Below are 12,424 nucleotides of genomic sequence, written 5' to 3'. Positions count from 1 at the left end.
GGCCGTTAATTAAATAACAGTACCGCTGGCAATAACCGCCCGCTTTTTAATGATTACAATACCATCTACAACGGTGTAAGTTTCAAAGTCGCCATCAGGTAGAACGCCTGCACAGTTAATCGTTACATCGTCGCCTATATAGGTATTTTTATCGATGATGGCATTTTTAATACAACACCTGTCGCCGATACCCATTATAGGTGAATTGGACTTTTTTGCTTCGGCAATATCCTCTAACGTTTGGTAGTTATCGCTACCCATAACATAGCAACTCTCAATTTCGGTATCAAAACCAATACGGGTACGAATCCCTATAAGCGAATGCTTAATATGCTTGGCGTTGATAATACAACCATCGGCAACTATAGACTTCTCGAGCATTGTAGCCGAGATCTTGGTTGGCGGCAGCATGCGTGCACGGGTATATATGTGGTTCTTATCAAACAGGTTAAACTTAGGGATATCGTCAGTTAAGCCCAGGTTGGCCTCAAAAAAAGATTTGATAGTACCGATATCTGTCCAGTAACCTTCATATTGGTAGCTAACTACCTTATGGCCGGCGATGGATTGAGGGATGATCTCTTTACCAAAATCCGGGTGATCGTTCCCCTCTAATAATTCGTATAAAAGTTTACGGTTAAAGATGTAAATACCCATTGATGCCAGGTAGATCCTACCTTGCTCTTTCATCTCGTCGCTTACGTCAGATGCCCAGTTTTCAAAATCTGTTTTAGGCTTCTCGACAAACGAGGTGATCATGCTATTCTCATCGGTTTTCAGGATGCCAAAGCCCGGCACATCAGCAGCATCAACAGGGATGGTAGCAATAGATATTTCGGCACCCTTATCTATATGCTGCTGTATCATCGCTTCAAAATCCATCTGGTACAACTGGTCGCCAGATAAGATTAGCACATAATCGAACTCGTGTACCGCAAGGTGGTGCAAACTTTGCCTAACCGCATCGGCCGTGCCCTGGAACCAGCCTGCGCTGGTAGGGGTTTGCTCTGCAGCCAGGATATCCACAAAGGCAGTGCTGAACGTGCTAAAGTGGTAGGTATTTTTGATGTGCTTATTTAAAGACGCCGAGTTGAACTGCGTAAGCACGAAGATCCTGTCGATACCCGAGTGCAGGCAATTGGAGATAGGGATATCAACCAAACGGTATTTACCCGCGATAGGCACTGCCGGTTTCGACCGTGTTAGCGTAAGCGGTGCTAAACGGCTCCCCTGGCCGCCTCCAAGTACGATGCTGATTACTTTCGATGTCATATTTTAGGAATTAAGCTTTGGTATAGTTCAATATATTCTTTTGCCGACCGGTACCACGAAAAATCGAGGCCCATCATCCGCTTACGCAACTGCAGCATTTTCTTGCTGTCGGCGTATAGTTCAACCGCTCGGGCAACAGAGGCCGTAATGTCTTCGACACTTACGTTGTTAAAACGGATGCCGTAACCGCCTTCCTCGCCAAAATCAATCACGGTATCTTTTAGCCCGCCTGTGCTGCGTACAATTGGCACTGTTGCATAGCGTATGGCATATAATTGGTTTAATCCACAAGGTTCTACCCGCGAAGGCATCAGCAGGAAATCGGCACCGGCATAGATCAAATGCGCCAACGCCTCGTCATAACCGATGAATACATTACAGTTTTGCGGATATAAAGTTTTCAATTGCTGCAAAGCCAGCTCCGTTGCAGTATCCCCCGCACCGAGGATCAGAAAGTTAACCTTATCACCATGTTTAGTCAGGCTGCGCTCGATAGCGGCCGGCAGTAGGTCAGATCCCTTCTCCGTTACCAACCGGCCAATAAAGGCTATGAGCGGCTTATCTGCTGATAAGTTGAACTTATCGCAAAGGATCTGTTTGTTTTTTTGCTTGCCCTTGGCAATTGTAGCTGCGGTAAAATGCTCGGGCAGCATAGGGTCAGTTTGGCTGTTCCAAACTTCAGTATCTATCCCGTTTACAATACCCGAGCCTTTAAAGCGTTCTACATAGAAAAGATACTCCAACCCGTTTGAGTTGGTTGATAGCTCCTGCAGATAACTTGGCGATACGGTGGTAAACTTCCAGCAGCATTTTACGGCAGATGCCAGCGGGTTAATCCCGCCGTTCCATTCCAGTAAGCCTGTTTTATAAAAATCTATATCGGGCAGGTAATCTAAATTATCCCAGCCGAACGCGCCGTGGTACTGGCCGTTATGAATGGTAAAAACCGTTGGGATGTGTGCCAGCCTGCGATACAAATTAGAATGGTACATCATAAAAGGCACCAGGCCCGAGTGGTGATCGTGGCAATGTATCAGATCGGGTGTTTGGCCGCTCCAGTTTATCCAGTCCAGGAAACAGATCTGGAAGGCAATAAACTGTTCTTTCTCGTCGGGGTAGCTGTAAATATTCTCCCTGTCCAGCAAGCCGGGGATCTTAACCAGGAAAAGCTCAAAGCCCAGTTTATCGGTTTTCTCTTTCAGTATTTCGAAATATAACCGGCGGGTGCCTAAAAGCGTAGCACCCTGAAAAACAACCTCAAACTCGTTTTCGTGAACAAATTTGCGGTTGTAAAAAGGCATCACCACGGCAGCGTTAAGCCCAGCCTCGTTCTGGTATTTGGGCAGTGCGCCAACAACATCGGCAAGCCCCCCTACTTTGGCAATGGGATAGCACTCGGCACTCAGGTGGAATATTCTCATTTGGGTTTATATAGTGGTTAAGATACTAAACATTTCCCCAAATGAACAAACACATAATTTGAAAAATGTGTTTGAAATAGTGTTATTATTTAAATACTAACGGCAGAAGTTTGCCATTTCGATATTAAGCGAAATTAGGCAGTTGTGGTTATTGCGAGAATGGTAGAGGGGTTTAAGCTGGGGTGCTTTTGGGATTTTGCCGATTATCAATAAATGCGATAAGTTCAATTATTTTATTTCGAGGTTTCACCCTGTATATTAAGGAAACCTCTTTAATGATTACGCCAATATGAGTATGCTTGACTTTATACGACTGACGGAACATTAATGGCTGCTCTTTAAGTATAAGCAGATAATCATTAACTCTTGATGTAAATCTAACTAGTTCTTTTTCCGTCCAGTGCTTTTCTAAATAATTTATTCTTTTCCCAAAAGTATTCAGGGCCTTTGGGGTCCAGATTATTTCAAACCCCATTTCCCAAATAACTTAACAGCCTCACTATGTGGCACGGTATTCCCGGCATCCGCCTGGGCAATACCTTCTAAAATGTCACTTTGATTATCGGGACTTAACTCATCAAACCAATCAATTCTTCTGGTATCTACAAGTGCTTTTAAATCACTTATAAGCCCTGCGTCATCAGAATTAATGATTGTTTGTAAAAGATCCAATTTTTCAGTCTGTAAATCCATGGCTTTCGTTTACACTAAATTACAAATTTCTTACCAATTAATGTGCCTCTAACCAATTCAATCCCGTACCTATTTCTACCATGATGGGCACCTCGGTTTTGATGGCGTTTTTCATGTTATCGAGGATGATAGGTTTTACGATCTCTATCTCGTGATGCGGCACGTCAAACACCAACTCATCATGCACCTGCATGGTCATGCGAGCATCCAGTTTAAGGGTTTTAAATTCCCGGTGTATATTGATCATCGCTATCTTGATCATATCCGCAGCCGAGCCTTGTATCGGCGCATTAATGGCATTTCGCTCGGCAAAGCCGCGTACGGTTTGGTTGGCACTATTAATATCGCGCAGATAACGGCGGCGGCCCATTAGCGTGGTTACATAGCCATTCTCGCGGGCAAAGTTCATGGTGTCAGCCATGTATTGTTTGATGCCGGGGTATTGCGCAAAATAGTTCTCTATAATCTCGGCAGCCTCCTTACGCGGGATGCCCAGGTTTTGCGACAGCCCAAAAGCCGACTGCCCATAAATGATGCCGAAGTTTACCGCCTTGGCATTGCGGCGCTGGGTACTGTCAACCTCTTCAATACCTATCCCGTAAACTTTGGCTGCTGTAGCGGTGTGGATATCGATATTATCAATAAAGGCCTGGCGCATATTAGGATCTTTACTGATCTCGGCAATGATACGCAACTCTATCTGCGAATAATCGGCAGATACAATGCTGTGGTTGGCATCGCGCGGGATAAACGCCTTGCGTACTTCACGTCCCCGTTCTGTACGGATAGGGATATTTTGCAGGTTGGGGTTATTAGAACTTAACCTGCCGGTTGCAGCAACCGCCTGGTTATAGCTGGTATGCACACGGCCTGTTTTAGGATTTACCATAGTTGGCAAAGCATCCACATAAGTCGACCTTAGTTTTTGCAGCTGGCGAAAATCCAATATATCCCGTACGATATCACTCTTGGCAGCAAGGCCCAACAGCACATCCTCGCCGGTTTGGTATTGGCCGGTTTTGGTTTTTTTGGCTTTAGGGTCGAGCAATAGTTTTTCAAACAGCACCTCGCCCAGTTGCTTTGGCGATGCAATATTGAACCGCACACCAGCTTTTTCAAAAACGGTTTTCTCCAACTTGGCAATATCGGTTTCAAGTTCTTTACTAAATTCCTTCAGCGTTTCGTGGTCTATCTTAACACCTTCATGCTCGATATCGGCCAGTACGTATATCAGCGGGTTTTCTATTTTATGCAGCAGGTCTTCGGCCTTTACTTCTTTAATTTTAGGCTCAAAAATAGTTTTCAGTTGCAGGGTCACATCGGCATCCTCGGCGGCGTAGTCTTTTATCTTTTCTATCTCTACATCGCGCATGTTGCCCTGGTTCTTACCCTTCGGTCCAATCAGTTCTGTAATGGAAACAGGTTTATACTGCAGGTAATTTTCCGACAATATATCCATCCCGTGACGGGTATCCGGGTCTATCACATAGTGCGCCATCATGGTATCAAACAGGTCGCCTTTCATTTCAACATCGTACCATTTCAGCATCAGGATATCAAACTTCAGGTTCTGGCCTGTTTTGCCGATCGCGGGGTTTTCAAACACAGGTTTAAATTCAGCAATTAATTGCTTGGCCTCATTCTCGTCATGCGGTGCGGGCACATACCAGGCTTGGTTATGTTTAACAGCAAAGGATAAACCAACCAATTCGCAATGGTTAGCATCCGTGCCTGTAGTTTCGGTATCAAAGCAAAAGCTTGTTTGCTGCTTTAAAATACTGATCAGTTCTGCCCGTTTTTCAAACGTATCCGCTAAAATATATTCGTGCTCAACTGTATTAATATTCTTTATCTCGACGGGTTCCGGGGCTTCGTAAATGTCTTGCACCTCTAACGACAGCGTGGTACGGCCATCGGCCACTTCATTACCAAACAAATCGGTTTGTACAGACACGGCATTGGTTTGAGTAATGCTAAAATCGTCGCCAAATACCCGGCGGCCCAGCGTGCGGAACTCCAGTTCGGCAAAGAGCGGCTCTAAAAGGTCTTTGCTCGGCGCGCACATTTCAAGCCCTTCCTCGTCTAATTCTACCGGCGAATTCAGGTTGATGGTAGCTAATCGTTTAGACATTAGGCCCTGCTCTGCAAATGCCTCAACATTCTCTTTTAGCTTACCTTTTAACTCGTGACTATGGGCGATGATCTCCTCGACCGAACCATATTGTTTGATGAGCAGTTTGGCCGTTTTCTCCCCAACGCCGGGGATGCCGGGGATACCATCAACTGCATCGCCCCAAAGGCCCAATATATCTATTACCTGTTCCGGGCGTTCAATCTCCCATTTGGCAAGCACCTCCTTTACGCCCAATATTTCCATATCGTTACCCATACGGGCAGGCTTATAAACAAAGATATTTGGCGATACCAGTTGAGCAAAATCCTTATCGGGTGTCATACAGTACACCTGGTAACCTTTCTTTTCGGCTTTTTTGGCCAGTGTGCCTATGATATCGTCGGCTTCATAACCATCAGATGTAATCAGTGGGATATTAAACCCTAATACTACTTTAAATATATAGGGTAAAGCCTTGCTCAAATCTTCGGGCATGGCCTCGCGGTGGGCCTTGTACTTTTCGTATTCGGTATGGCGTTCGGTTGGGGCATCGGTATCAAAAACTACAGCCATGTGGCTTGGCTTTTCTTTTTTAAGTACATCCAACAGGGTATTGGTAAACCCCATTACTGCAGATGTGTTCATGCCTGCCGATGTGAACCGCGGCGATTTACTTAATGCAAAATGCGCCCGGTAAATCAGGGCCATACCATCCAATAGAAAAAGCTTCTTCATAATAATTTATTTTGCACCGATCACGATGATTTTGTTGATTTCACAGATTCTCGGGTGCTTTCAAAAGTACGATTAATGTTTACGAACAGACAATATACACTTCATCATTTTTACAATCTGTGCAATCATTTAAATCTATGAAATCGGTATGATCCTACCTAAAATCACATTGTGGCACGTGGTCGTTCACCATACCGGTGGCCTGCATAAAGGCGTAGCAAATAGTGGTGCCAAAGAATTTGAAGCCCCGTTTTTTCATATCCTTGGCAATCGCGTCCGACTCGGCAGTGCGTACCTGCGGGCCATAATAAGTAGTGATGGGTTTACCGCCCGGCATAAAACTGTACAGGTATTGATCGAAAGAGCCAAACTCCTTTTGCACCTCAATAAACAGTTGCGCATTACGGATGGCCGACGATACCTTTAACCGGTTGCGGATAATACCTTCATCCTGCAGTAAGCGCTGCTGGTCTTCGTCGGTGAATTTTGCCACTTTTTTTATATCAAAATTAGCAAAGGCCTTTTTGTAACCATCCCGGCGGCGCAAAATAGTTATCCAACTTAACCCCGCCTGGGCAGATTCGAGGGTCAGGAACTCGAAGAAGGTTTCATCATCGTGAATAGTTTTGCCCCATTCCTGGTCGTGGTACTGGGTGTAGAGCGCATCTGTTCCGCACCAGCTGCAGCGGTTTTTTCCATCAGATACAGGTACCGGCTTGTCTATTGCTTTTTTGGCCATGGGTAAAGGGTCATTTGGGTTTACAAAGGTTTACATATTCCAGCACAACAACAGATTATATAATTGATTATCAGATATATATGAAATTGCTCGGTTTACATTAAAATGCCGCCTTTACTGCCCCGACAATTTTCAATCAAGGCAGTGGTTAAAGTTATAAATGTTTTATTTTTGTTAAGCACACATTCGGTAATCACTTTATCACTAAAAATCTCACATGGAAAGCCTGTCTCCCAATATTTTTGTAACGGATATAACCGCCACCATTAACTTTTATAAGCTATTAGGCTTTGAGGTTACCATGACTGTGCCTGAGCAAGGCCCCGATTTTGTTTGGGTGATGATGGCGAAGGGCAATGTTACCTTTATGTTTCAAACATTGGAAAGCCTTGCAGATAAGCTGCCGCAGATCAGTCGGGCTGATGGTGCGTCGTTGTTATTATACATTAGCGTAAAAGACATCCGCATCCTTTTTGATCAGGTAAAAGACAAGGTTACCGTTTTAAAAGACTTAGAAACCACTTTTTACGGCGCAACAGAATTCTCTATCCTCGACCCGAACAACTACGTTTTAACCTTTGCCGAGCACCAACCACATGATAACGTTTAAACGACTGGACCATTTTCATATTTGTGTACCGCCCGAAAGGCTCGACGAAGCCAAGGATTTTTACACAAAAGTTATAGGCCTGGAACTGATAGACCGCCCCGACCATCTTTTCTCTTCGCCGGGTTACTGGCTTAACATCGGTAACGTGCAATTACATATCGGAGTTGAGGAGGCACTGCCGCGTTCTATCCGCCATACAGCCTTAGAGGTAACCGATGCCGATGCCGCTTTAAAACACCTGCAACAACCTTGAAATTTTAGATGAACCGGTTATCCCGGGGCGTAAGCGGTTTGCCTTTATCGACCCCTTTGGTAACCGGATGGAGCTGCTGCAGATTTGCTGATTTTATTAAAGATGCCGGCAAACGACCGGAACAAACCAAACCGCCAAGCAATAACTAATGCCTGTCGATATTTCTTTCCTGTTTTTGATTAGAGATATTGCCAAATTAAACCAAACATAGATATAAGCTGAATGAGTATTATGACATAGAAATATTTTAATAGTTTAAATTTAAGTAACGCACCAATCGATAGGATCGTTAATATTAAACAGATAAGGTTAATTGCTGAAAGATTAACGAAATTTGGAAAAAATGCAACAAACTTTTCTTGCCTGGATTTTTGATTATAACTTGAATTATAAGCGTAAACCCATACTATTAAATAATAGAAATTTAAAATCACTGATAACGCGATTAGAAAAAAAATTAGTTTTTTCATCTTAATTTTTAATTGGCATCTCGACTATCTTATCAATCAGCATAATAGTTTAAATAACTGAAAATTTATTCCCGGTATATTACGTACTTAGCAAAACAACCCTTATTACAATGAAAATTATTACGCCTGCCATGCACGGCATTTTAGATTACCTGCTGGTCGTATTCCTTTGGGCATCGCCTACTTTGTTTGTTATCCCTAATGAAATTGCCGGCTATGTTTACGCTTTAGGTTTTATACACCTGCTATTGACAGCAACCACCGATTATACCTCGGGCATCTTTAAATTTATTTCTTTTAAGATCCACGGCTATATCGAACTGGCGGTTGGTGCTGGCCTGGTGATATTAGCATTTACCTATTTCGCCTATGATGAACGCGATAAGCCCTTTATTTTAGGCCTAGGGGTAGCGATATTGATTATCTTTATTTTTTCGGACTACAATGAGATTGCCACTTCACGTCTTACAGCAGCTCGGATGAAGGGTTCCAAAACAACTGTTTAAAATTTTGCACCTGGTCGTCTTTAACTTCAACACCCTCGCTGGCTAAAAGTTGCGCCATCGTATCGCCGCCAAAATGGAACTTACCACTTAACAACCCGTTACGGTTCACCACCCGGTAGGCAGGCACCGGCGGGTTGGCTGTGCCGCAGGCCTGCATGGCATAACCTACCATGCGCGATGATCCCTTTGTGCCCAGGTACTCGGCAATGGCACCATACGATGTTACCCTCCCGGCCGGGATAAGCCTTACCACCTGGTAAACATCGTCATAAAAGGTGCTCTTGCTCATCAATTACTCGAACGAAAATTTGATGTAGTTAATATTTTTGTTGTGCGCCAGGTATTTCTTTTCGTAATAAGTTTTGATAGATAGCACCTCATCCGCAAATTCGGAATGATACAGATCTTCGGTTTTAACGTGTACCGGCAGGTTTAACTTTTCGGTTTGCTCAACCGTGAAGGCATAAAAACCGTCGTTGTCTGTTTTCAAGTTCATGAAACCGCCGGGCCTCAAAATCTGGCGGTACATATTCAGGAACCTGTCTGATGTTAACCGCTTCTTTTCACGGCTGATCTGCGGTTGCGGGTCGGGGAAGGTTATCCAGATCTCGTCTACCTCGTTCTCCACAAAGTAGTCAATGAGGTTCTCTATTTGGATGCGCAGGAAGGCTACGTTGGCAACCCCCTCTTCGATAGCTGTTTTTGCACCGCGCCAAATGCGGTTTCCCTTATAATCAACACCGATAAAATTTTTATCCGGGAACATCTGCGCCAGGTTTACGGTGTACTCGCCTTTACCGCAAGCCAGCTCCACCACAACCGGGTTGGTATTATTAAAAAAACCGGTAGCCCATTTGCCCTTTAAAGGTTTACCACCATCCATCTGGAAAACGTTGCTGAAAGTGTCTATTTCGGCAAAGCGTTTTAATTTGTCTTTTCCCACAATTAAAAAATAAAATGCGAAAATACGCAAAAGGGATAAACTATAGCAGTTTATCCCTTTAAGATCGTGTTTTACAACAGGACCGGTCTCTTTATAAATATTATCCCGCGTAGGCTTCACCCTCCGATGGTCGGCTCACCAATTCATCGCCTTTATAATATTTTTTATAGGCAGGTAACACCTCCTTATCATGATCATGCTTCTTCTTGGTAAACTTTTCAAAAAGCCCCTTGGCTTTGCTCCAGATACCACCTACAGCATCTTCACTAATATAATGTGACGCTTTTTGCGATAGCAGGCTTACCACGGTCTTAACGATAAAGTTGGAGTTTTTAAAGATGGTTTTATTCAGAGTTAACGGTAGCGCTATCCTCGATATTAATCCTAAAAAATCCTGGTCAAAAAAGCTGGCGGCTTTAACACCATCAACCGTTGGAGATTTAGGAAAAATAGATACCACACTTGAAAATAAAGCCGCGGGACTATTAAAACGAGCCTTTAAGGCTACCGACTGATCAATCTCAAGGTTTTTTAACCTTGCTATCTCTAACTTCAGATCGTGTATATTATTTATTGGGGTTTCCATAGTTAGTTAAATAGCTTTCTTACCAAAATATTAACAAGCGGCCTTTGCACCGGTTTACGTGCTATTATCACAATCACAGCAATAAGCAGGTAAAGGATGGCGACAGAACCAAAGCCTTTCCAGTTTGCCCCAAGAACATCACCCAGGAAAAGGGCGAGTGTAAAACTGGCAAACAGAAAAGTTAAAATAAACATGATGATCATCACCAAATCAACTACAATTCCTGCAATGACATTTGTACTGCGATCAATCACTTCTAATTTCAACAGTTTAGCACGTGTTTCTACGTATTCGTGCAACTGTTCGATGATCGGCCGGGCCGTTTCTTTTTTTGGTTCCATAAAAGGGTGTAATACAGCGGCCTTAATTAGCCGCTACAATTTAATTATGCGTGCTCCAGGTCGTCCTGATATTCTTCTTCAGTGCCTTTTACTTTAGTTTTAATATTTTCAACTACCTTATCTTTCAATCCAACTAAATTTTCTAACTCTTTAGCCGCCGTTTCTTTGATAGAGTCGGTTAGCGTTTTTAATGAATCTGTAAGTTTATCACGAGTTTCATTTCCGCTTTCGGGTGCAAATAAGATCCCTAATGCTGCTCCTGCTGCCACACCTGCAAGCAGGGCAACAATTACTTTTGTGTTATCGTTCATATTGTATTAATTTTTTAGTTGAATATTTGTTTTATTAATTATTAAATAAATTTTATAAAGCCGCTGCTTTACAGCAATTATAAATCTATTATCAATTCATCGTTACAATTGGTCGGGGCTGCGAATACGCTCCAGCCTGTCGGCCGCCATGCGGTTGGTTTCATAGATCTCTAACAACAATAAGAAATATGATAACAACACCGGCCCAAAAACCAGGCCAAGTATGCCAAAAAGAGGCAACCCTATAAACACGCCAATAACGGAAATGATGGGATGGGTATTGCCAACGCGCTTGTTGATCACCATACGCAGCACATTATCAACATTGCCAATAAACAGCAGCCCGTAGGCCAGCAGCAATACACCTTTTACATTGTGCCCCCCGGCAAATAAAATAACACTGGCCGGGATACACAAAGTAGGCGCACCCACCACCGGCAAAAATGAGATAAAGGCCCCTATTACGCCCCAGAATACAGGGTCGGGGATACCGAAGATCCAAAACCCGTTGGCCAGCAACACGCCCTGCGTAACCGCTATTACCCCCTGCCCTAAAACATTGGAGTAGGTGGAGTTGCGCAGCTCGACCGCAAATTTAAGCGCATGCTGCTCTCTGAAGGGGGCATACTTTAAAAGCCCCATTTCAAATTCGCGCATTTGCACAAACATGAAGTAGAGTAAAAAGTACATCACCAGCAAAACCAGTATGATGTTTGCCGCGCTGCTGATAAGCGAAGGGAAAAGATCTGCCGCGTAGGCCCCTAATTTTTGAATGGTGTTTTCGGCAAGATGGGGCTGGTTTAAATTAGTTGCCGCAAAGGCATCTATTTTTTGCGACCACTGGTCTATAGGGATAGAATCGCGGTTGATGCTGCCTATTTTACCGATCACCATGATGCTTAACGAAAGGAATGGTATTACAATAACGATAAGCGAAATAAATATGATGATGAGTGCCGCAAAGGTGCGGTTGAGGTTGCGCCCCTCAACCATGTACAAAAAGAACGGCCTGAAGATGGTGAACAGCACTATTGCTCCCAGTATAGAACTGAACAGTTCACTTAACGCGTACAGCAGAAAACAGCCCAGCACAACAATGCTGACCAGTATAATATTATTGCGCTGTTTATAGTTAAAAATGGACATTATTCCCCGCGAAAAGCATTTATAATTGTGTTATAAACAAAAAAACACTAAAAAGTTTTAGTGTTTAATCTATTGGTAAAGCTATTGAATATTATTGAGCAAGTCGTCTATCTTTTTGGCCGATTGTGTAATACTATCCAGATAAAGTTTTACATCCGCATCCTTATCTTCCACCTCGTATTTTAACCCTTCTAATGCCAGCTGTATATTGCTCAGTTGGTTTTTAACATCGTGTTTTAATATGCTAAACACTTCGCCGTTCACTGGCTTCGGCTCGTTATCCAT

General features: G+C 43.5%; 17 protein-coding genes. 4 read left to right on the top strand and 13 right to left on the bottom strand.

Annotated features, from left to right (window positions below; translation table 11 throughout):
- Nucleotides 1–9: 9 nt before the first annotated feature.
- The 6 genes from IDJ76_RS12170 to IDJ76_RS12145 form a co-directional block, all read right to left on the bottom strand.
- Complete coding sequence (locus IDJ76_RS12170) at nucleotides 10–1,272, bottom strand: glucose-1-phosphate adenylyltransferase (RefSeq protein WP_191163588.1); 1,263 nt, start codon at nucleotides 1,270–1,272, stop codon at nucleotides 10–12.
- Entirely contained in the window at nucleotides 1,269–2,693 is a 1,425-nt protein-coding gene (locus IDJ76_RS12165) for a glycogen synthase (protein WP_191163587.1), read from the bottom strand. Before IDJ76_RS12165 ends, IDJ76_RS12170 begins: the two co-directional genes overlap by 4 nt.
- Before the next feature lie 172 nt (nucleotides 2,694–2,865).
- Nucleotides 2,866–3,168, bottom strand: coding sequence for a type II toxin-antitoxin system RelE/ParE family toxin (locus IDJ76_RS21230; protein WP_191163586.1), 303 nt, complete (start codon nucleotides 3,166–3,168; stop codon nucleotides 2,866–2,868).
- Nucleotides 3,153–3,386 (bottom strand): hypothetical protein, encoded by a 234-nt coding sequence (locus IDJ76_RS12155; RefSeq protein WP_191163585.1) that lies wholly within the window; start codon nucleotides 3,384–3,386, stop codon nucleotides 3,153–3,155. Before IDJ76_RS12155 ends, IDJ76_RS21230 begins: the two co-directional genes overlap by 16 nt.
- Nucleotides 3,387–3,423: 37 nt before the next feature.
- Nucleotides 3,424–6,234, bottom strand: coding sequence for a DNA polymerase I (gene polA / locus IDJ76_RS12150; protein WP_191163584.1), 2,811 nt, complete (start codon nucleotides 6,232–6,234; stop codon nucleotides 3,424–3,426).
- A 154-nt stretch (nucleotides 6,235–6,388) separates the two neighbouring features.
- Nucleotides 6,389–6,973, bottom strand: coding sequence for a DNA-3-methyladenine glycosylase I (locus tag IDJ76_RS12145; protein WP_191163583.1), 585 nt, complete (start codon nucleotides 6,971–6,973; stop codon nucleotides 6,389–6,391).
- Between the two features lie 217 nt (nucleotides 6,974–7,190).
- Here IDJ76_RS12145 and IDJ76_RS12140 point away from each other — a divergent pair, with 217 nt between their 5' ends.
- The 4 genes from IDJ76_RS12140 to IDJ76_RS12125 all read left to right on the top strand — a co-directional run bounded on the left by IDJ76_RS12140 (nucleotide 7,191) and on the right by IDJ76_RS12125 (nucleotide 8,812).
- On the top strand, nucleotides 7,191–7,583 hold the full coding sequence (locus tag IDJ76_RS12140) for a VOC family protein (protein WP_191163582.1): 393 nt from the start codon (nucleotides 7,191–7,193) through the stop codon (nucleotides 7,581–7,583).
- On the top strand, nucleotides 7,570–7,836 hold the full coding sequence (locus IDJ76_RS12135) for a VOC family protein (RefSeq protein WP_191163581.1): 267 nt from the start codon (nucleotides 7,570–7,572) through the stop codon (nucleotides 7,834–7,836). Before IDJ76_RS12140 ends, IDJ76_RS12135 begins: the two co-directional genes overlap by 14 nt.
- 8 nt (nucleotides 7,837–7,844) lie before the next feature.
- Nucleotides 7,845–7,985, top strand: coding sequence for a hypothetical protein (locus tag IDJ76_RS12130; RefSeq protein ID WP_191163580.1), 141 nt, complete (start codon nucleotides 7,845–7,847; stop codon nucleotides 7,983–7,985).
- 431 nt (nucleotides 7,986–8,416) lie between these two features.
- A complete protein-coding gene (locus IDJ76_RS12125) occupies nucleotides 8,417–8,812 on the top strand; it encodes a hypothetical protein (protein ID WP_191163579.1) in 396 nt (131 codons plus the stop codon).
- Here IDJ76_RS12125 and IDJ76_RS12120 read toward each other — a convergent pair.
- From IDJ76_RS12120 to IDJ76_RS12090, 7 genes are all read right to left on the bottom strand, one after another.
- The gene (locus IDJ76_RS12120) at nucleotides 8,772–9,101 is read right to left on the bottom strand and encodes an MGMT family protein (protein ID WP_191163578.1); all 330 of its coding nucleotides are present in this window, start codon (nucleotides 9,099–9,101) and stop codon (nucleotides 8,772–8,774) included. The two genes, IDJ76_RS12125 and IDJ76_RS12120, sit on opposite strands and share 41 nt — an antisense overlap.
- Nucleotides 9,102–9,104: 3 nt before the next feature.
- Nucleotides 9,105–9,755: a tRNA (guanosine(46)-N7)-methyltransferase TrmB gene (trmB, locus tag IDJ76_RS12115; protein ID WP_191163577.1), complete on the bottom strand. Its 651-nt coding sequence runs from the start codon at nucleotides 9,753–9,755 to the stop codon at nucleotides 9,105–9,107.
- 100 nt (nucleotides 9,756–9,855) lie between these two features.
- Nucleotides 9,856–10,341 (bottom strand): hypothetical protein, encoded by a 486-nt coding sequence (locus IDJ76_RS12110; RefSeq protein ID WP_191163576.1) that lies wholly within the window; start codon nucleotides 10,339–10,341, stop codon nucleotides 9,856–9,858.
- Nucleotides 10,342–10,343: 2 nt separating this feature from the next.
- Nucleotides 10,344–10,682 (bottom strand): phage holin family protein, encoded by a 339-nt coding sequence (locus tag IDJ76_RS12105; protein ID WP_191163575.1) that lies wholly within the window; start codon nucleotides 10,680–10,682, stop codon nucleotides 10,344–10,346.
- A 44-nt stretch (nucleotides 10,683–10,726) separates the two neighbouring features.
- A complete protein-coding gene (locus IDJ76_RS12100; protein WP_191163574.1) occupies nucleotides 10,727–10,993 on the bottom strand; it encodes a YtxH domain-containing protein in 267 nt (88 codons plus the stop codon).
- A 102-nt stretch (nucleotides 10,994–11,095) separates the two neighbouring features.
- Nucleotides 11,096–12,139, bottom strand: coding sequence for an AI-2E family transporter (locus tag IDJ76_RS12095; RefSeq protein WP_191163573.1), 1,044 nt, complete (start codon nucleotides 12,137–12,139; stop codon nucleotides 11,096–11,098).
- An 81-nt stretch (nucleotides 12,140–12,220) separates the two neighbouring features.
- Complete coding sequence (locus IDJ76_RS12090) at nucleotides 12,221–12,424, bottom strand: histidine kinase dimerization/phospho-acceptor domain-containing protein (RefSeq protein WP_191163572.1); 204 nt, start codon at nucleotides 12,422–12,424, stop codon at nucleotides 12,221–12,223.

Source organism: Mucilaginibacter glaciei, from assembly GCF_014773245.1.
Classification (GTDB): Bacteria; Bacteroidota; Bacteroidia; order Sphingobacteriales; family Sphingobacteriaceae; genus Mucilaginibacter; species Mucilaginibacter glaciei.
Note: the sequence above shows the minus strand (reverse complement) of the source record. Positions and strands in the feature narration are given on the sequence as shown.